We start from the raw sequence: 18,814 nt of genomic DNA, 5'->3' as shown, positions 1-18,814 counted from the left end.
AATCCCGCTTCGGCGGGATTTTTTTATCTTTGTATATGCCAAAATTAGACGAACAGGAACTACATAACCTGGCAATGAACATCGTTGGTAAGGATCTCGAGGATAACGGGTATGAATTTTTAGGGGTAAATAGTAAACTAAGGCGTAATCCACAGTTTGTGGCCCTAAAGGATACAAAATTGCACTTTGTCATTGTTAGAGCTATTGAATATCCAGATGACCCTCAGGCTTTTGATCCAGCTTTTATGAAAGACATAAAGGAACATGCTGAAAAGTTCAACGCCAGAACTTTTTATGCCGGTGTAGGACTGGCTAATTCTTCAGATTATGAAAAACCGGTCTCTAATGAAGAGGACTATGTTGTGAACTATTCTGGATGGAAAGAATTTTAAATGGATCGTATTTCAATATTTATCATTTCAGTTTTAACTCTGGTATCATGTGATTCTAAGAGTGGACTGGACATAGCTACTTTTCAGGGTGAAGCTTTGGGAACGACCTATTCAGTTCAATACTTTTCAGAAGGCGAGCTTGAGTTCACTGAATCTATGGACAGCATCGTGGATCTTGTAAATGGATCTATGAGTACTTACCAGCAGGATTCCGATATTTCCATGATCAATCGGGGTGATTCTATTGTGACAGTAGATCAGCACTTCATTAAAGTGTTTGAGGCTTCACAAAGGATTTATTCTGAAAGCAACGGTTTTTTTGATCCAACGGTAGGGGTTCTGGTTAATGCCTACGGTTTTGGTCCCGGAGAACCCGTAACCGATCTTTATGCAGAGCGACTCGATTCTTTGAACCAACTGGTAGGACTCAATAAAGTAAGAATTAACGAGGACCAGACTGTCTCCAAAGAGAACCCAAACGTTTACATCGATTTTAATGCAATTGCCAAAGGTTATACTATAGATCTTATTGGACAGTACCTGGAGAATAATGGTGTATCAAATTATTTGATCGAGCTGGGTGGTGAACTAAAAGCCAAGGGTAAAAATAAATCATCTGGTAAGGAATGGTTGGTTGGAATTGATCATCCATTACAGAAAGGTCCGGAAAGACAGTTTAACGCAAAGGTGATGCTTAAAAACGCTTCTATGGCAACATCTGGGAACTATAGAAAGTACCGGATTGACTCTATTACTGGAGAACGCTTTGTGCATACAGTGAACCCAATAACTGGTTTTGCTGAAAAGAGCAATTTATTAAGTGCTTCTGTAATTGCTGAAAACTGTATGATGGCAGATGGTTACGCTACAGCTCTTATGGCCATGGGTCTTGACAGATCGGCTAGTATGCTGAAGGAACTGCAATCTATAGAAGTGTATCTGATCTATTCCGATGAAAATGGAGCTGTCAAAACTTACGTGACACCAGGATTTAAATCCAACTTAGTGGACTAGTAAATTACTTACTGCAAACCGGTAATATTTCCCCTTTTGCAAGTCTATATTTATCAACCTCGTGACTGGTCATATTTTTACTTAGGTCTACTTCATTTACTTCAAAGCCTACTTCCCTTAATTTCTGAAAATAATCCCTGCCATAGATCCTAACATGGTCATACTGTCCAAATATTTTAGCTCTTTGTTTGGGATCGGTAATAGTATCATCTTGAAAGCTCTCAGCTCTGTTAAGGTCTTGCGGTATTTGTAGAATCGCAGTTCCGCCTGGTTTTAAAACTCTGTACAATTCTTTCATTGCTGTAAAATCATCTGGGATATGTTCCAGAACGTGGTTACATAAAATAAAATCATAGCTGGAATCAGCAAATGGTAGATCACAAATATCAGCTTTGACATCTGCCAAAGGTGAATTTAGATCTGTAGTGGTATACTCAAGATTTTTTAGTCTTCGGAAGCGTTTATAAAAAGCCTGTTCCGGTGCGAAGTGAAGTACTTTTCGCTTTTTAGTAAAGAAGTCTGTGTGCTGCTGAAGGTATATCCAAAGTAGGCGATGCCTTTCCAATGATAGAGTGGAAGGGGAAAGAACATTCTCTCTCTGATCTTCATATCCATATGGAAGGAATTTTCGGAAACTGCTACCATCAATTGGGTCAGTATATCGGTTGCCTTTAAGATAAATCTTTAAAAACGGCCTTATCAAGTAACTGGCTCTAATAAGTACGGGCCTGGGAATACTGTTTAAGGCCAGTTTAAAAAGATTGCTCATTGGCTATACTTCGATATCTCCCCAGTTTTCGCCCGATTTGATACGGTATAGCTGCATTTCGGATACACCAAATTGCTTAGCCAGTACTCGAATACGGGTTTTCCTGTCAGGATCTAATAGCTTTTTCTTCAGAATAACAGCCTGCGCATAAGTCAATTTGGAATAAGAGGTTACTTTACGTAATCTTCTGTTTTCCTTATTTTCCTTTACTTTAGGACTGTTATATTGATGTTGGACCCATTCATCCTTGGTGGCCCATGCCAAGTTAGAAACGCGATTGTCATTCTTCACAAAATTCTTGTGAATCACGTACTGATCACCTTCTTTTTTCTCTAAAAACATTTCAGCAATAATGCGATGAATGTAGTAAGTTTTGTGCTTACCATTCTTCAATTTTACCGCGAAGTTTAAATATCCACCTACTTTTCCGCCATTCATCAAGTCTCCTTCGGGGTTTTTCAGATAACTGATCATCCTTCCGAAATTTGAGACTTTGTAGATAAAGCGGTCTTCCCAGGAATCTTTGTGTAGGGTTTTCCAGATTTCCTGTCTGTAACTTTTAATCATAAACTTTTGCTCTAAATTCGTCTTCTTCTGTTGAATTAATTTTTAATGATTCATAAATGTATTTAAATGTTGATAGTAATTCTGGTTTGCCGTCTATCAATGCGACATCGTGCTCAAAATGAGCACTGGGTTTATTATCGACGGTTAGTATTGTCCAGCCATCGGGCAATTGTTTAATTCTCTTAGTTCCAAGGTTGATCATAGGCTCTATAGCTACGACCATTCCTTCTACAAATTTTTTACCTCGGCCACGTTTACCGTAGTTAGGCATTTCGGGATCTTCATGCATCGTTTTTCCTAGCCCATGTCCCACAAGTTCGCGAACTACTCCATAACCGCGGTCCTCCGTATATTTCTGAATTGCATATCCTACATCACCAACGCGATTTCCTGCTTTAAATTCTCGAATTCCTTCATACAGGGATTCTTTGGTGACTTTCAATAATTCCTCAACCTCGGGAGCGATTGTTCCTACTCCAAAAGTATAGGCATGATCTCCGTAGAAGCCATTTTTCAAAGCTCCACAGTCAATACTTATAATGTCACCTTCCTGCAATGGAGTGTTGTTAGGTATCCCGTGCACTACCTGTGCATTGGGACTCATACATAAAGAATTAGGGAAATCATACAATCCCAGAAAACCTGGAACAGCACCATGATCACGTATAAATTCTTCTGCAAGTTTATCTAATTGTAGGGTAGTTACACCTGGTTTAATTTCAGGCGCCAGCATTCCAAGAGTTTTGCTTACAATAAGCGCACTTTCTCTTAGTAGTTCAATTTCCTCGCTGGATTTTGGTATAATCATACTTTTAAAATCTTCTAAAGAGACCTGATCTCTTCTTTTTACCGGTTCCGGTTCCTGGTTTGTTCAATGTAAGTGATTGGTAAATCTCTCCCCAACCTTTCATTCCGCCGTAATTACGATCATCTATAAAAATATCAGCTAGAATCTTTCTGCTAATACTTTGGTCAAATTCTTCTTCAGGGTAACTACTATTTATTGCGTAAAACTTTAAACCATTATTTTCACAGAAGGTAACAGCATCGTCAAGTTTTTCTCCGCTTCTGTAGGTCCAAAGGATTAATCTGTGACCTTCTTCCTGCAATTTCCGAAGAGATTCAAAGGCAAATAGTAAAGGTTTTCCAATTTCTGGAAATCGGTTCTCTACGATCGTACCGTCGAAATCAACTGCGATGGTAAGAGAATTAGGCATAAACAAAATTAGTTATAATTTTTCAATTACAGAGTTTGCAACTTTTTCTTACTACTCTGCGTAAGAATTTTTGTACTCCTTACCACTTACGATCCTGGCAATGTCTTCTTCTATGCTTTCACCCTGGGAATATTCCACAAAACGATTTACTTCCTCTCCATCCTTGTAAAAGATAATTGTAGGTACTCTGGTTACCTCCAGGTCTTGCTCAATGCCCGATGGCGTCGTTTTGTTTCTATCTACAGCAACTAATTGCAGATTGTCGTAATCATAGTTTGCCTCGTCAAGAATCTTCAGGAATTTAGGTAGTTCGCGTTTGCTGTCACCGCACCATGTACCCATAAGAACCTTGATTTCGTAGTCCTTTATATTTTCGTTGATCGTAGCCATTTCATCGGTATCTGGTTTGAAATTTTCATACCTCGAATCAAACCAGCTATTGAATGGTGCTTGTTGTAATTCATCTTTCGTAAAATCACCTAGCAACATATCCTTTTGGGTTTCCTGTTGTTCAATTCCTGTGTCTTCTATTTCATCCATGGCAACATCCTGGTTGGAATTGTCCATTTTATTTCCACAGCTCACAGCAAAAGCTGCAATGATAATAAATAGCTTTTTCATAAAAATTATATTAGGGAGTCTTCTGTCATTAGATCTGGTTGGGTAATTCCCATCAGTTTTAATATAGTCGGAGCAATGTTACCAAGCTTACCGTCCTGAATGGATTTTACATCTTTATCCATTAAAATTAGGGGAACAGGGTTCGTAGTGTGCGCAGTATTTGCACTACCATCTGGATTCTTCATTGTTTCACTATTCCCATGATCTGCAATGATGATGACAGAATAATCATTTTCAAAAGCAGTTTCAGCTACTTTTTTAGCGCAAATATCAACAGTTTCACAAGCCTTGACTGCAGCATCAAAATCACCGGTATGACCTACCATATCTGGATTTGCGAAATTTAAACATATAAAATCAGCCGACTCGTCCTCTAATTCAGGAACGATTTTGTCTGTAATATCATAAGCGCTCATTTCCGGCTGGAGGTCATAAGTGGCAACTTTCGGAGAGTCGCACATGAGTCTTCTTTCACCAGCAAAAGGCTTTTCTCTACCTCCAGAGAAGAAAAAGGTTACGTGAGGATATTTCTCAGTTTCTGCAATCCTTATTTGTTTCTTGCCCTCATATTCAAGGACTTCTCCCAAAGTGGCTTTAATATTAGATTTTTGAAAGATGACATTTACATTTTCAAACCTGTCGTCATATTTCGTCATGGTGACGTAGTATAAGGTCAGTTTTTTCATGTCAAATTCCGGGAAGTCATCTTGTGATAGTGCCTGGGTTAGTTGTCTTCCACGATCTGTTCTGAAGTTGAAATATATCACTACATCCTTTTCACCAAGTTTAGCAACAGGGTTTCCATTATCATCAGTGAACACTATAGGATCTATGAATTCATCAGAAATATCACTCTCGTAGCTTTTCTGAATTTCAGATATGATATCCTGAGTGCTTTTTCCTTCACCCTTTACGATAAGGTCGTATGCTTTTTCAACTCTTTCCCAACGGTTATCCCTGTCCATGGCATAATATCTACCAATAACAGAGGCTAGTTCAGAATTTGTAGATTTTAAATGTGGGAGTAGATCTTCTACAAAACCTTTACCAGAATGTGGATCTGCATCACGACCATCGGTAAAAGCATGTACGTACTTATTTTTTACACCAGCAGCATCAGCTGCAGATAATAATCCTTTTAAATGGTCAATATGAGAATGAACTCCACCATCACTAAGCAATCCCATAAAATGAATTGGCTTATTGTTCTTCACCGCATAGCTAAATGCCGCTTCCAATACTGGTTCATCTTTTAGTGTGTTCTTTTCCACCGCCATGTTGATCTTCACCAAATCCTGGTAAACAACTCTACCGGCTCCAAGATTCATATGTCCAACCTCACTGTTCCCCATTTGTCCCTCCGGAAGACCTACATTAAGGCCATCGGTTCTTAAGGTAGCGTGTGGGAATTTTCCAGGTAGCGAATCGATGAATGGTGTATTAGCTTTAGCTACTGCAGATATTTCATCATTAGGAGAAATACCCCAGCCATCCAGAATCATAAGGAGAACTTTCTTATTCATTGATAGTCGTAGTTTAAGCGATAAAGATAAAAACAATTAGAGGGAATGGCTGAAGGGCAGACTATAATATTTTATTAAATCTAATTCCGACGGAGCATACCGGATGATGAAAAGCTTTGAAGATCAATATTATCTGGTTTGAATTCGTTGAAATCTGCCATCTTCAAATAAGAAACAGCGGTCAGCTAATTCTAATGTTACCAGCCTGCCTGACTCACAACTTATATCTTTAATGACTCTTCGGAAAACGAGTCTAGCATAATTTGAAGTTTTAGCTAAATGAGGCTTCTAAAAAATCTTAACAAAATTTCACTATTTGTAATTTCATTACAAATTAAAAATTTAACATTCTTCCATTACATTTTGGAACAATCTTTTCATTTCTATAGCGTTTATCAAAAGCATGCAAGACTTTGTTTTTCGCCAATTGAGATAACTTTTAGTATCAAATCTTGTTAAAGTTCAGCTGAATTCGAGATTAGTTCTGAAATTTTGTATGTTGGCAAGACTTTTGGAATTATTTAACAAATAACCTAAAACGAAAATTATATGAAGTATAGAATTATGACGGTGATTGGAGTACTAATTTTCTCATTCGCTTTCAGTAATGCATCTGAAATTGACAATTCAAAAGAGATAGTAATCGAGACAGAGCCTGTAAAGGAGGTTGAACTTACTTCCGAAGAAAAGGCGCTCGCATTATATGAAAGCTTTTCCTTGAAAAATAGTACGATGCCAGAATTATCGGTATTTGAAAAAGCTATCAAAGGCTATCAAAAATTAGATGAAGCTGGAAAAGTCAGTAATTCTTTATTAACTGTTGTAGATTTCGACCTTTCTTCAACTAAGAAAAGGATGTGGATCCTTAATATGGATACAGAAGAGGTTGAATACAATACTTATGTAGCTCACGGAAAAAATACTGGTGCTGAATTCGCGACCAAATTTTCTAATACTGTAAATTCACTTCAAAGTTCCCTGGGCTTCTATGTAACAGGGGAAACTTACTTCGGCAAAAATGGACTTTCACTGTTCATTGACGGAATGGAAAAGAAATTTAATTCCAATGCCAGAAAAAGATATGTTGTAATTCATGGAGCAGATTATGCTGAACCTCAATTTATCGATAGACTAGGAAGACTGGGAAGAAGCTATGGTTGTCCTGCAGTTCCTAATACTGTAGCTAAAGATCTAATCCATAAAATTAAAGGAAAGTCGGTCGTATACATTCATCGATCTAACGACAAATACCTGAATACTTCCAGTTTTTTAAATTCTTAAGCTTTAGGCTTCAATAAATCCCAAAGCTTTTTATCAAGATCATAGATATCATCAATAAACCTGGTGGTATCTTTTTTTTGATAGGTAGTCCAGTAAAAGTGATGTACCTTAATTTTTTGCTTCATAGCGATTTGCGTTGTTTTTCCAGATTTTAGAATCTCATCGATCTTCTCATCATCGAATTCTTTCTGATCCTCAATCAAGTATTTAGCAAGATCGAGTACATTCTCCACTCGTACACACCCCGAACTTTGTGCCCGGGCATTCTTTTCAAACAATCTTTTGGAAGGTGTATCATGTAGATAGATCATATATTCATTTGGATAGATGATCTTTACAAGTCCCAATGGATTTGATGGTCCTGCCGGCTGCCTGTAAGTATAAGATCTCGGACTGGAAGAATTCCAATTCACGGCAGAAGGATCTACTTCTTTGCCACTGCGATCATACATTTTGATATTCTTCTTTCTTAAATAACCTACATCTCTAGAAGCTCCCGGAATTACATCATTTTTCATGATAGTAGGAGGGATGGTCCAGGTTGGATTATAAATGATATAATCGATCTCATCAGAGAAAACAGGTGTTTTTCTCGCTTCGGTACCCACCATGGTTTTGTGATTTCTAATGGTATCTCCATTACTGACCACGTAAAGCTCATAATCAGGGATGTTTACTATAATATAATGCTCACCGAGATCTCTGGGATACCATCTCCAGCGTTCCATGTTGACCAGAATTTGATGATACCGGTCTTCTGTCGTAAGATTCAGGTTCTCGATAGTTGTGTTACCAATGACGCCATCAGTGTTTAGCCCGTGGTCTTTCTGAAAATCTTCCAGTGCAGTTTGTAATTTTTTAGTGTACCTAGTTCCGACCGAGTCCGGACTCTTTGTGTAGTAGCCAAGCTCGAAAAGCCGGCTCGCAACATCCGGGATTCTATCATTATCTTCACCGGGTTTTACAAGTTTACCACTAGCGATCACAGTGGAGGAATTTTCTTTAATTCCATCATCCCGGTAATTCTTAAGTGCTTTCTTTAAACTTTTATATACCACATGATCTGGGGCCAGTTCTGCCAGAATGGATGAAGCTTTTTCACCTTTTTCCAGTCTTTTAAATAAGCTTTCATTATTAATGGTGTTGAGCTCTGTGCCCCAGACCTCATAAATTTCTTTCGGATTTAGTTTACCCACGGCAAGATCATGAGCAAGATCGATAAAAGCATCGGTGAGAAGAATTTCAGCTCTTAGATTCTGTTCTTCATTATCACTGTTAAGTGAGGATAGCAATTGCTGTAATTCTTCACCATGATAATCTTCAAAAAATAATCCATCATATTCGATGGTTTCAATACTGCGGAAAAGGTCTTCGCGAGATTCTTTGTCATTCCAGAAAGGCATGAATTCCCTTTGGGTATAAAAGGAATTCACGCTTTTGAAATTGTTTATTTTGGCAGATGTGCTATCGGTATCTTCGAAATAATCCTCTATTTCATCCTGCGAAGTTAGTTCTTTGATCTCTTCAACTTCGTTACGCTCTTCGATACCTTCCAGCTTTGGTTCGTCCTTGCAGGATAAGCTTATTATCCCGAGGATCAAACCCACAAGGAGTAGTTTAATTTTCATTCTAAATGAAACTAAGAAACTCGAACGTCTGAATACTCCGGGTTTTCATCGAATTTTACTTCAGCAAAGGGACAAAGCGGATCGATCTTTAGATTGTGCTTTCGAGCAAATTCAACGCTTTCCTTCAGCAGGCTTGAACCAATTCCCTGGTTCTCCATTTCTCTTTTTACCTCGGTATGATCTATTGTAATGACATTACCTTTTTTGTGATAGGTAAGTTCAGCAACAAGACTATTCTCTTTTTCGATATAGAACATTCCGCGGCTATCGCTTTCTTTATGTTTTATCTCCATATTATTTTCTAAAAATTCCGTCTACTATTCCGTAATCCAATGATTCATCTGCATCCATCCAGTAGTCGCGATTAAAATCCTTAAGGACCTTTTCTGTAGTTGTCCCGCAATTTTCAGCAAGGATCTCTGCGCTAAGGTGTTTGGTTTTAAGTATTTCATTAGCCGCGATCTCAATATTTGAAGCCTGACCTCTTGCTCCGCCACTAGGTTGGTGAATCATCACTTTCGCGTGCGGTTGTATAAATCTTCTTCCTTTTTCTCCCGCGGAAAGTAATATTGATCCCATGGAAGCTGCCAGACCCGTACAAATTGTTGAAACTGGTGATTTTATGCTCATGATGGTATCATAAATAGCAAATCCATCGGTTACATAACCACCCGGGCTATTGATGAATAACTGAATCTCGCCGTCTCCCATAAGGTCAAGATATTCCAGTCGGTCTATGACATGTTTTGCAGTTTTATCATTGACCATTCCCCAAAGATAAATTTTGCGTTCTTCCAGAAATTTATTGTCAATTAGATCCTGGATCTTACCAGGCTTATTCTTAGATGTATCCATAATTCTTATTTGCAGTACTTGAAGTAATAGATAAAAATATGACTATTTTTACGGAAAAGGCAGGTATGCAACTGGCATTTAACAAGATTTTAAAAACTGATTTTTCCTTAGTTCTGCCTTACCTGGAAAAACTGCAGTCGCAGGCGTTGCCACCAGAGATTTTGAAGGAAAGATTACTGGAAATGTTTGAGCAGAATTATGAGTGTTTCGGTATTTATAGAGCTGGAAAACTTGTAGGTGTTTTTGGATTATGGTTCATGACCCGGCATTATGCGGGAAAAACCTGCGAAGTAGATCATATTTATATAAATGATGACCTGCAGGGGCTGGGTGTTGGGACACAGTTATTCCAATTTATAGAACAGTATGCGATCAAAAAGCAATGTGAAACTATCGAGCTAAACAGTTCCGTGGAAAACTTCAGATCACATAAATTTTACATGAATCTTGGTTTTGTAATTCGCGGCTATCATTTTCTAAAAAAACTCTGATTTCCTTTGAACATACAAAAGAAAGCATTTATATTTGCCGCCGCATGCGGGAGTAGCTCAGTTGGTAGAGCGTCAGCCTTCCAAGCTGAATGTCGCCGGTTCGAACCCGGTCTCCCGCTCTAAGCCCTGTCAATCGACAGGGTTTTTTATTGCAAATAATCAGAGTTTGTAGTCTTCCGTTATAACTGCGGAATTCTCCAAATTTCACCTCTCAACTTGCGAAATCTACAGTCTAAAACTATAATATCGAAGACGTTATCTGAAGTTCCATTGTTGCTTTCTTCGGAAAATTAATCTGAAATATTCTGTATTGTAAAACTTAGTTTTTAGCCTTTCTGGTTTATTCATTGTACTGCAATTGTACAAAGCGAATGCCTTAATATGAATTTAAGTTGATACACTTCGAATAAGATCTGTAGCCTGTAAAATTACCACGAATTCCACGCCCTCTTTCCCAACTTAATCATATCGCAAAAAAAAAGCCTGAAACTGGAATTTCAGGCTTTTCAGAATTTATATAAAAAAGATTAAATTATCCGTTCATGGAAATTAAAAACTCTTCATTATTTCTAGTGTTTCTAATCTTATCATTAATAAATTCCATCGCTTCGATAGGATTCATGTCAGCAAGATATTTACGTAGTACCCACATGCGCTTCACATTGTTTTCGTCAAGCAACAGGTCATCTCTACGCGTACTTGAAGAAACAAGGTCGATAGCTGGGAATATTCTACGGTTAGAAATTCTTCTATCCAATTGCAGTTCCATGTTACCGGTACCTTTAAATTCTTCAAAGATCACTTCATCCATTTTAGATCCAGTCTCTGTAAGAGCGGTTGCAATAATAGATAGAGAACCTCCATTTTCTATATTACGTGCAGCACCAAAGAAACGTTTTGGTTTATGAAGTGCATTTGCATCTACACCACCACTTAATACTTTACCGCTGGCAGGTTGTACCGTATTGTAAGCACGTGCCAGTCTGGTAATGGAATCAAGTAGAATAACAACATCGTGTCCACATTCCACCAGTCTTTTGGCCTTTTCCAGTACGATATTCGCAACTCTAACATGCTCGTGAGCTTCTTTGTCAAAAGTTGAAGCAACTACTTCACCTTTCACGTTACGTTGCATATCTGTAACTTCTTCAGGACGTTCATCGATTAGTAGAACGATCTGGTATACTTCAGGATGATTTGCCGCAATAGCATTTGCGATATCCTTCAGTAACATCGTTTTACCCGTCTTAGGCTGAGATACGATCATCCCACGCTGACCTTTACCAATTGGAGCAAAAAGATCCATTACCCTTGTAGAGATCGTCGCCTGCTTTTCAGCAATATTGAATTTCTCTTTCGGGAAAAGTGGTGTAAGATGCTCAAAAGAAACTCTGTCTCTAACAACCTGTGGATCCAGTCCGTTGATCTTATTGATCTTGATAAGTGGGAAATATTTTTCTCCTTCTTTTGGAGGTCTAATCTGTCCCTGTACTGTATCACCTGTCTTTAAACCAAATAATCTAATTTGTGACTGCGATACATAAATATCATCAGGAGAAGTAAGGTAGTTGTAATCTGAAGATCTTAGGAAACCATAGTTATCCTGCATGATATCCAGTACACCTTCACTCTCGATGATAGCATCAAATTCGTAATCCGGCTCACGGTATCTGTTACGATTATCGCGGTTTCCGTTATTACCTTTCTTATTGTCGTTGCGGTTATCATTGCGATTGACGTTACGATTATCATTTCTGTTATCGTTACGGTCATTCTTGTTGTTTCCGCTATTACTATTATTGTTATGATTGCGATCGTTGCGATTGTCGTTGCGATCATTACGATCGTTGCGATTATCATTACGGCTCTCATTGCGACTATCGTTTCTGTTGTCGCTTTTCTTGCGATCATCAGTTTTTGCGCTAGAAGGACTACGCTCGCGAGTACTTTTCTGTCTTGGTTCCTTTTTATCTTCCTTTGGATCAGACTCTTTTCTGGAAGGCCTCGGTGCTTTTGCAGCAGGTTTGGCAGGAGTTTTAGCAGGTTTTTTTTCACTTCCAACCTTCGAAGGTTTTGTGGTTTCCTGCTTAGCCGGTTCGGCATTTTCTTCTGTAAGTACTTCTTTTACTTTTGCTGGGTTAGCTGCCTGGTAGTCCAGGATCTGGTAAACAAGATCCAGTTTTTTAAGGGTTTTATACTTAGGAACATTTAGCGATTGAGCAATTTCCTTAAGTTCAGGAAGCTTTTTAGCTTTTAATTCTGAAATTTCGAACATGTATTCAGTGAAATAATTATAAGATTGGATTGATTTAAAAACTTCTCGAAGAAGAATAAAAAGTTTTGGAGACTTAAGTAACCTGTATTGAATAGGTTACGCATTGTTACTGCAATTATACAACTTTATTTTATTCTTTTACCCAATGATTCTAAAAAGAATCTTTTATTTTTGTGCCGCAATCGCAGGAAATATGCTTCAGAGAATACAGACTATTTGGTTATTATTAGCGGTTATTGTGAGTGCCGGACTCATCTTTGCTCTTCCGCTTTGGGAGAATTCAGCAGGTGAATTTGTCTATGCTCACGAAGTATTAATCGCGCTGGGAATGTTTCTTGCTTCAGCAGCAATTTCGCTGATGAGTATCATCATGTTTAAAAATAGAAAGCTTCAATTTGTTTTGGGGCGTCTAAATATCATATTAAATCTTTTTTTACTAGGAGTGTTTGTTTATTGGTCTCTAACTTTACCTGGAGAGATGGATATCTCAGAGAAAGGTATTGGGATGTTTCTTCCTATTATTTCTATCGTTTTTATTGTTTTGGCCAATAAGGCCATCAAGAAGGACGAAGATCTCGTAAAATCTGTAGATCGATTACGATAAGCCTATCATCTTAGTAGTATTAGTGCGTGAAAAACCCGAAGTGAAAGCTTCGGGTTTTTTAATTATTCTAATTCAATAACTTCCAGTTCCTTGATTTCCTTTTTATCGATCTGGAAACGTAACATGGTTCTTTTCTTGTGAAATCCATGTTTCCCCGCAGCGCCGGGATTCATATGTAAGAGTCCGAGGGTTTTATCGTTCATTACTTTCAGAATATGTGAATGGCCACAAATAAAAAGTTTTGGGGGATTTTGTCTGATCTCTTCTCTAATCGCTGGAGAATACTTTCCCGGGTAGCCACCAATATGAGTGATCCAGACATCTACCTCTTCACACATGAAACGCTGGTTTAATGGAAATTCTTTACGTATTTCAGCATCATCTATATTCCCGTAAACTGCCCGCAGCGGTCCAATTTGCTTCAGCTTATCGGTTACATCTGTTCTGCCAATATCCCCTGCGTGCCATATTTCATCTGCCTCACCGGCATAATGCAAAATTCTTTCGTCTATATGACTATGTGTATCACTTAGTAATAGAATTTTCTTCAAAGTTTTCAGTTTTAAAAGTCGTTTAACAAAGGAAGCGAAATCAGCCCTTTTTCCCTGCTATAATTGCCTTATCTTTGCATTTCGCTAATATAAAAATAAAGCTGACTTGAGGTATTTCCTGAAGCTCTCATATTTCGGTAAAGCTTATCACGGCTGGCAAAATCAACCTGATTCTATTAGTGTTCAGGAGGTTCTTGAACAAAATCTAAGCAAGGTGTTACCATTTTCAGTAGCCATTGTTGGTGCTGGAAGGACAGATGCCGGTGTGCATGCAAGACAAATGTTCGCTCATTTTGATGCTTCGGAAGAATTTGATTTTGAAGATCTTGCTTATAAGCTAAATTCCATGCTTCCGAAGGATATTGCAATTTCTGAAGTATTTCAGGTAAGGAAAGATGCTCATGCGAGATTTGATGCTGTGGCGAGAAGTTACGAATATCATTTGCTTCAGTATAAAGATGTATTTGCTTACGATCAGGCATGGTATTTTCGCTATGAACTTGACCTCGAAAAGATGAATAAAGCTGCAGAGATCCTGAAGGAGTATTCAGATTTTCAGTGTTTTTCCAAATCGCGGACAGATGTACATACGTATAACTGCCGTATCGATGAAGCGAAATGGGTAGAAAAGAACGGGAAGTTTATTTTTTATATCACTGCAGATCGATTTTTGCGTAATATGGTTAGGGCAGTTGTAGGAACTCTGCTTGAAATTGGTCAGGGAAAACAGCCGCTGGAATACATGCACGAGGTGATAAAAAGTAAAGACAGGGGAAAAGCTGGAACTTCGGTACCGGCACATGGATTATATTTAACCAGGATCGAATATCCTGAAACGATAAGAGAACTAGATGGCATCTAATACAGGAAATGCATTTGATATGGCGCTTTTCAAGCGATTGCTTGGATACACCAATCCCTATAAACGAATATTTTATTTTGTAGGTGTTGCCGCCATCCTTGTTTCTCTGTTTGGAGTTCTAAGACCTATTTTACTGCAGGAAACTGTAGATGAAGCCCTGATTCCCGCAGATTTTGACAGTCTTATATATTATGTAAGCCTAATGATTGGGGTTCTGGTGCTGGAAGTGATCTTCCAGTTCTGTTTTATCTACTATGCTAACTGGCTTGGGCAGGAGGTTGTTCGTGATTTGCGGGTAAAACTCTTCAAACACATGCTTGGTTTTAAAATGCAGTATTATGATAAATCTGCAGTTGGAAGATTAGTGACCAGGGCGGTAAGTGATATTGAGACTATTGCCAGTATTTTTAGCCAGGGACTTTTTATGATCATTTCAGATCTACTGAAAATGTTGGTAGTGATTGGTGTAATGTTCTATAAGAGCTGGGAGCTAACCTTGATTGTCCTTACAGTTTTACCTTTTATTATTTATGCAACGAGAGTTTTTCAGAAGAAAATGAAGTTAGCTTTTGAAGAAGTTAGAACTCAGGTGGCAGATTTGAACACTTTCGTTCAGGAACGTATTACAGGGATGAAGATCGTACAGTTGTTTACCCGTGAGAAAACTGAATATGAAAACTTCAAGAAAATCAATGATAAACATAGAAAAGCATGGGTAAAAACGGTTTGGTATAACTCCATCTTTTTTCCAATTGCTGAAATGTCTACCTCCATTACGATAGGTTTAATTGTATGGTTTGGTGGTTTAAGGGTAGTTGCCGGTGATGATATGTCTTTAGGTATTATTGTCGCATTTATAGAATTGAGTCAGATGCTATTCAGGCCACTGCGTCAAATTGCCGATAAGTTCAATACGTTGCAAATGGGAATGGTCGCCGCGAATCGGGTATTCGGGATCCTGGATACAGAATCCACGATAGAAGATAACGGAACTATTGCGGTAGAGCATTTGGATGGAGAGATCGAATTTAAAGACGTAAGATTTAGCTACATCCCAGAGGAAGAAGTTGTAAAAGGAATCTCCTTTAGGGTAGAGCCTGGTGAAACTGTGGCGATTGTAGGAGCTACCGGTGCCGGTAAATCAACTATCATAAATTTACTGAGTAGATTTTACGAAATTGATAGTGGAGTCATTGAAATAGACGGGCAGGATATTAAGAATCTTGAGCTTAAATCTTTAAGATCTCAAATCGCTGTGGTTCTGCAGAACGTATTTTTGTTCGCCGATACCATCATGAATAATATCAATCTTGATAACCCTGATATTTCAGATGAAGATGTGATCAAGGCTGCAAAGCAAATTGGGATTCATGAATTTATAGATTCGCTTCCTGGCGGTTATTATTATAATGTAAAGGAACGTGGAGCGATGCTTTCTTCTGGACAGCGGCAGTTGATCTCATTCTTAAGAGCTTATGTAAGCAATCCAAGTATTCTTGTGCTGGATGAAGCAACTTCTTCCGTAGATAGTTACAGTGAGCAACTCATACAGGATGCGACAGATAAAATTACTGAAGGTAGAACTTCCATAGTGATCGCTCACCGACTCGCGACCATCAAAAAAGCCGATAAGATCATAGTAATGGACCAGGGAAAAATTGTGGAAATTGGTAATCATCAAAGTTTGCTACAAAAAACAGAAGGATACTACCGCAAGCTTTATGAAGTCCAGTTCAAGGAAGAAGAAAGCATCTAGATCGCGCCTTTCAATTTTGCCATATAAAAGCCAAGTACCAGGCTAACCACCACGAAAATAAGCAGCACTAATAGTAAGAACAATAAACTTTTCTGGAGCAATTTCCAAAAAGTCAACTGGTACATTTTCTTGAAAATGATACTGTAGTAAATGATGTAAAAAGGAATGGTGGCATAGTTCATTACCGCAAACAAGGATTGATTGCTGAAGGAGATGATGATTAAAATCGCGAACACAATGCTTATATGAGAATAAGCATAAAGATGGATGATCAAATGCTCGGCAAGATTGTATTTCTTATTTTTTAAAAAGACCAGCCTGGAGAATAAAGTGATTACCGGGATGAAAAGGAAGGTGATAAGGTTCATGTGTTCCAGGATCATCGTAGTGACCTCCCTTGTTATATCACGTTCTCCTGTATTAACCTCAAGACCTCCACCATCTAAATATTCTGGAAAATATTTCAGGTTAACGTAAGTATAGAGACCAGTAAGGGTTAGCGCGATGGTAAAGTATCCGTAAGGATTGATATATTTCTTACGCAGGCCTTCAATATATCCCTGAATCACATCCACAGGTCTACGGAAAAGGTCAATAAAAGTAAGTACTGGTTTGTTCGAGTCAATACTCCAGAAGGATTCAAAGAATTCTCCAAAAAGATAGGGAACGCTAAGCTTGTCACGCACGATCTTCGCTCCACAATTAGAGCAATAATTCTGTTCTTCGGAAATGGCAAAATTGCAATTTTTGCAATGCGTCATCTATTCTTAGCTTATGTCTTCTTTTATTTTCACCTTCAGTTCGTCCATCGTTTCGAACATCACAAATTGCCCATCCCTGATATAAGAGGTTTGTCCAGACTCTTCACTAACTACCAAAGCCAGCGCATCAGTTTTTTCAGTAATTCCTACGGCAGCACGGTGTCTTAGTCCGAATCTCAAAGGAATGGATCTGTCGTTAGATACAGGTAGAATCACTCTGGTGGCGGTGATCATACTTTCCTCGATGACCATCGCACCGTCATGTAGCGGACTGTTTTTGAAAAATATAGATTCAATAATAGGCTGATTCAGCTTGATCTTCATTTTATCTCCAGTATTCTTTACGAAGTCAAGTTTATTGTTCTTTTGAATGACCATTAAAGCTCCAGTATAGGTTTTTCCCATCGCTTCGCAAGCATCAATAATGGCTTCCACATCTAATTTCGAGCGCACATCATCCCTGCTAATTTTGAAGCTTCGTAAGAACCGGCCTTTTTGTGTGAAATTTGTGGAACCAATCATTAAGAGGAATTTCCTGATCTCCTGCTGAAAAACGACAATAAGTGCAAACACTCCAACCCCAACGAATTCACCCAGAACACTGCTAAGTAATTCCATTTGAAGTAGCTGTGTTAGCAGCCAAACAAGGTAAATAACCACAATCCCAATAAAAATATTAACGGCCGCAGTACCTCTAACCAGTTTGTAAACATAGTAGAGTAGGAGGGCGACAAAAACAATATCTAGAATATCGAGGATGCGAAGATCTATGATGTCCAAATGCAGTGGTTTTTTGTAAAAATAGAAAAACTAAACGTAGTTATTGAGTTCACTGGTCAATTTGATGCATTCCATAGCCTCTTTTACATCGTGAACCCTTAAAATTGAAGCTCCTTTATTAAGTGCGATAGTATTTAAAATGCTTGTGCCATTCAGAGCATTATCAGGTGTGGACTTCAGGGTCTTCCAGATTAGACTTTTCCTTGAAAGTCCTGCGAGTATGGGAAGTTCAAGATTTTTGAAAAGATCCAGTTTATTCAGTAGTTCGAAATTTTGAGCAATGTTCTTAGCAAAGCCAAATCCCGGATCAATAATTAGATCATTTATTCCGGCTATCCTGGCTGCCGAAATCTTTTCAGAAAAGTAAAAAAGAATATCTGCAGTGAGATCTTCGTATTGGTTCAGGTTTTTCATAGTTTGCGGAGTACCTTTCATATGCATCATGATATAAGGAACCTGCAGACTGGCTACGGTTTCGATCATTTGAGCATCCAGATTCCCAGCAGAAATATCATTGATGATTGCAGCACCATTCTCAACAGCTTCTCTGGCGACTCTGGATCTAAAGGTATCTACGGAAAAGTTCACTTCAGGAAAATGCTGTTCCAGTAACTTCAGCTTCGGAATCATTCGTTCTAATTCTTCTTCTTCTGAAATATCCTGCGCACCAGGCCTGGAACTATAAGCGCCAATATCCAGAAAGCTCGCACCTTCCTTCAGCATTTTTTCAGCAGAGGAAAGAATCTCTTTATCTGTTTGCTTCCTACTACCCTCAAAAAAGGAGTCTGGAGTGATATTGATGATTCCCATCACTTTTGGTTCGGAAAGGTCGATGAGATTACCACGGCAATTTATAAACATGGGATG

General features: G+C 38.4%; 21 protein-coding genes and 1 tRNA gene. 8 read left to right on the top strand and 14 right to left on the bottom strand.

Annotated elements, in window-relative coordinates; genetic code table 11:
* Positions 1-35 precede the first annotated feature (35 nt).
* Positions 36-392, top strand: a complete 357-nt coding sequence (locus JM79_RS12820) for a Na(+)-translocating NADH-quinone reductase subunit F (RefSeq protein WP_141878528.1) — start codon at positions 36-38, stop codon at positions 390-392.
* Entirely contained in the window at positions 393-1,406 is a 1,014-nt protein-coding gene (locus JM79_RS12815) for an FAD:protein FMN transferase (RefSeq protein ID WP_141878527.1), read from the top strand.
* A 4-nt stretch (positions 1,407-1,410) separates the two neighbouring features.
* On the opposite strand, the gene JM79_RS12810 is transcribed toward JM79_RS12815, so the two are convergent.
* Genes JM79_RS12810 through gpmI form a run of 6 tightly spaced genes read right to left on the bottom strand, consistent with a single transcriptional unit; the run spans position 1,411 to position 6,103 of the window.
* Positions 1,411-2,175, bottom strand: a complete 765-nt coding sequence (locus tag JM79_RS12810; protein ID WP_141878526.1) for a class I SAM-dependent methyltransferase — start codon at positions 2,173-2,175, stop codon at positions 1,411-1,413.
* A gap of 3 nt (positions 2,176-2,178) precedes the next feature.
* A complete protein-coding gene (locus JM79_RS12805) occupies positions 2,179-2,742 on the bottom strand; it encodes an HNH endonuclease (protein WP_141878525.1) in 564 nt (187 codons plus the stop codon).
* Entirely contained in the window at positions 2,735-3,550 is an 816-nt protein-coding gene (gene map, locus JM79_RS12800; RefSeq protein WP_141878524.1) for a type I methionyl aminopeptidase, read from the bottom strand. Before map ends, JM79_RS12805 begins: the two co-directional genes overlap by 8 nt.
* 4 nt (positions 3,551-3,554) lie before the next feature.
* Positions 3,555-3,959: a hydrolase gene (locus JM79_RS12795; RefSeq protein WP_141878523.1), complete on the bottom strand. Its 405-nt coding sequence runs from the start codon at positions 3,957-3,959 to the stop codon at positions 3,555-3,557.
* A gap of 51 nt (positions 3,960-4,010) precedes the next feature.
* Complete coding sequence (locus tag JM79_RS12790) at positions 4,011-4,580, bottom strand: thioredoxin family protein (protein WP_141878522.1); 570 nt, start codon at positions 4,578-4,580, stop codon at positions 4,011-4,013.
* Between the two features lie 5 nt (positions 4,581-4,585).
* Positions 4,586-6,103, bottom strand: a complete 1,518-nt coding sequence (gpmI, locus tag JM79_RS12785; protein ID WP_141878521.1) for a 2,3-bisphosphoglycerate-independent phosphoglycerate mutase — start codon at positions 6,101-6,103, stop codon at positions 4,586-4,588.
* A gap of 549 nt (positions 6,104-6,652) precedes the next feature.
* Between gpmI and JM79_RS12780 the strand changes: the two genes are divergently transcribed.
* The gene (locus JM79_RS12780; RefSeq protein ID WP_141878520.1) at positions 6,653-7,384 is read left to right on the top strand and encodes a murein L,D-transpeptidase catalytic domain family protein; all 732 of its coding nucleotides are present in this window, start codon (positions 6,653-6,655) and stop codon (positions 7,382-7,384) included.
* Here the strand turns inward: JM79_RS12780 and JM79_RS12775 are convergent.
* From JM79_RS12775 to JM79_RS12765, 3 genes are read right to left on the bottom strand one after another with little or no spacing between them, the layout of a single operon-like run.
* The gene (locus JM79_RS12775; protein ID WP_141878519.1) at positions 7,381-9,012 is read right to left on the bottom strand and encodes a L,D-transpeptidase family protein; all 1,632 of its coding nucleotides are present in this window, start codon (positions 9,010-9,012) and stop codon (positions 7,381-7,383) included. The genes JM79_RS12780 and JM79_RS12775 overlap by 4 nt on opposite strands.
* 11 nt (positions 9,013-9,023) lie before the next feature.
* Entirely contained in the window at positions 9,024-9,305 is a 282-nt protein-coding gene (locus JM79_RS12770) for a GNAT family N-acetyltransferase (RefSeq protein WP_141878518.1), read from the bottom strand.
* Between the two features lies 1 nt (position 9,306).
* Positions 9,307-9,867, bottom strand: coding sequence for an ATP-dependent Clp protease proteolytic subunit (locus JM79_RS12765; protein ID WP_141878517.1), 561 nt, complete (start codon positions 9,865-9,867; stop codon positions 9,307-9,309).
* A gap of 38 nt (positions 9,868-9,905) precedes the next feature.
* On the opposite strand from JM79_RS12765, the gene JM79_RS12760 reads away from it, so the two are divergent.
* A complete protein-coding gene (locus JM79_RS12760; protein ID WP_141878516.1) occupies positions 9,906-10,358 on the top strand; it encodes a GNAT family N-acetyltransferase in 453 nt (150 codons plus the stop codon).
* Between the two features lie 46 nt (positions 10,359-10,404).
* Positions 10,405-10,477, top strand: a tRNA-Gly gene (locus JM79_RS12755).
* Between the two features lie 413 nt (positions 10,478-10,890).
* Here JM79_RS12755 and rho read toward each other — a convergent pair.
* Positions 10,891-12,633 carry a transcription termination factor Rho gene (rho, locus tag JM79_RS12750; protein ID WP_141878515.1) on the bottom strand — a complete coding sequence of 581 codons (1,743 nt, stop codon included), beginning with the start codon at positions 12,631-12,633 and terminating at the stop codon, positions 10,891-10,893.
* Between the two features lie 193 nt (positions 12,634-12,826).
* Here rho and JM79_RS12745 point away from each other — a divergent pair, with 193 nt between their 5' ends.
* Entirely contained in the window at positions 12,827-13,237 is a 411-nt protein-coding gene (locus tag JM79_RS12745; RefSeq protein ID WP_141878514.1) for a DUF4293 domain-containing protein, read from the top strand.
* A gap of 62 nt (positions 13,238-13,299) precedes the next feature.
* Here JM79_RS12745 and JM79_RS12740 read toward each other — a convergent pair whose 3' ends face one another.
* Positions 13,300-13,788, bottom strand: coding sequence for a metallophosphoesterase family protein (locus JM79_RS12740; RefSeq protein WP_141878513.1), 489 nt, complete (start codon positions 13,786-13,788; stop codon positions 13,300-13,302).
* Positions 13,789-13,894: 106 nt separating this feature from the next.
* Here JM79_RS12740 and truA point away from each other — a divergent pair, with 106 nt between their 5' ends.
* Positions 13,895-14,650 carry a tRNA pseudouridine(38-40) synthase TruA gene (gene truA, locus JM79_RS12735; RefSeq protein ID WP_141878512.1) on the top strand — a complete coding sequence of 252 codons (756 nt, stop codon included), beginning with the start codon at positions 13,895-13,897 and terminating at the stop codon, positions 14,648-14,650.
* Positions 14,640-16,406: an ABC transporter ATP-binding protein gene (locus JM79_RS12730; RefSeq protein ID WP_141878511.1), complete on the top strand. Its 1,767-nt coding sequence runs from the start codon at positions 14,640-14,642 to the stop codon at positions 16,404-16,406. Before truA ends, JM79_RS12730 begins: the two co-directional genes overlap by 11 nt.
* Here JM79_RS12730 and JM79_RS12725 read toward each other — a convergent pair.
* From JM79_RS12725 to folP, 3 genes are read right to left on the bottom strand one after another with little or no spacing between them, the layout of a single operon-like run.
* Positions 16,403-17,167, bottom strand: coding sequence for a DUF3667 domain-containing protein (locus JM79_RS12725; RefSeq protein ID WP_141878510.1), 765 nt, complete (start codon positions 17,165-17,167; stop codon positions 16,403-16,405). The genes JM79_RS12730 and JM79_RS12725 overlap by 4 nt on opposite strands.
* A gap of 6 nt (positions 17,168-17,173) precedes the next feature.
* Positions 17,174-17,947: a diadenylate cyclase gene (locus JM79_RS12720; RefSeq protein WP_141878509.1), complete on the bottom strand. Its 774-nt coding sequence runs from the start codon at positions 17,945-17,947 to the stop codon at positions 17,174-17,176.
* 30 nt (positions 17,948-17,977) lie between these two features.
* Entirely contained in the window at positions 17,978-18,808 is an 831-nt protein-coding gene (folP, locus tag JM79_RS12715) for a dihydropteroate synthase (RefSeq protein ID WP_141878508.1), read from the bottom strand.
* Positions 18,809-18,814: the final 6 nt, after the last annotated feature.

The sequence above is a fragment of the Gramella sp. Hel_I_59 genome (assembly GCF_006714895.1).
Taxonomy (GTDB): Bacteria; Bacteroidota; Bacteroidia; order Flavobacteriales; family Flavobacteriaceae; genus Christiangramia.
This window is presented reverse-complemented; position numbering and strand designations above follow the sequence as displayed.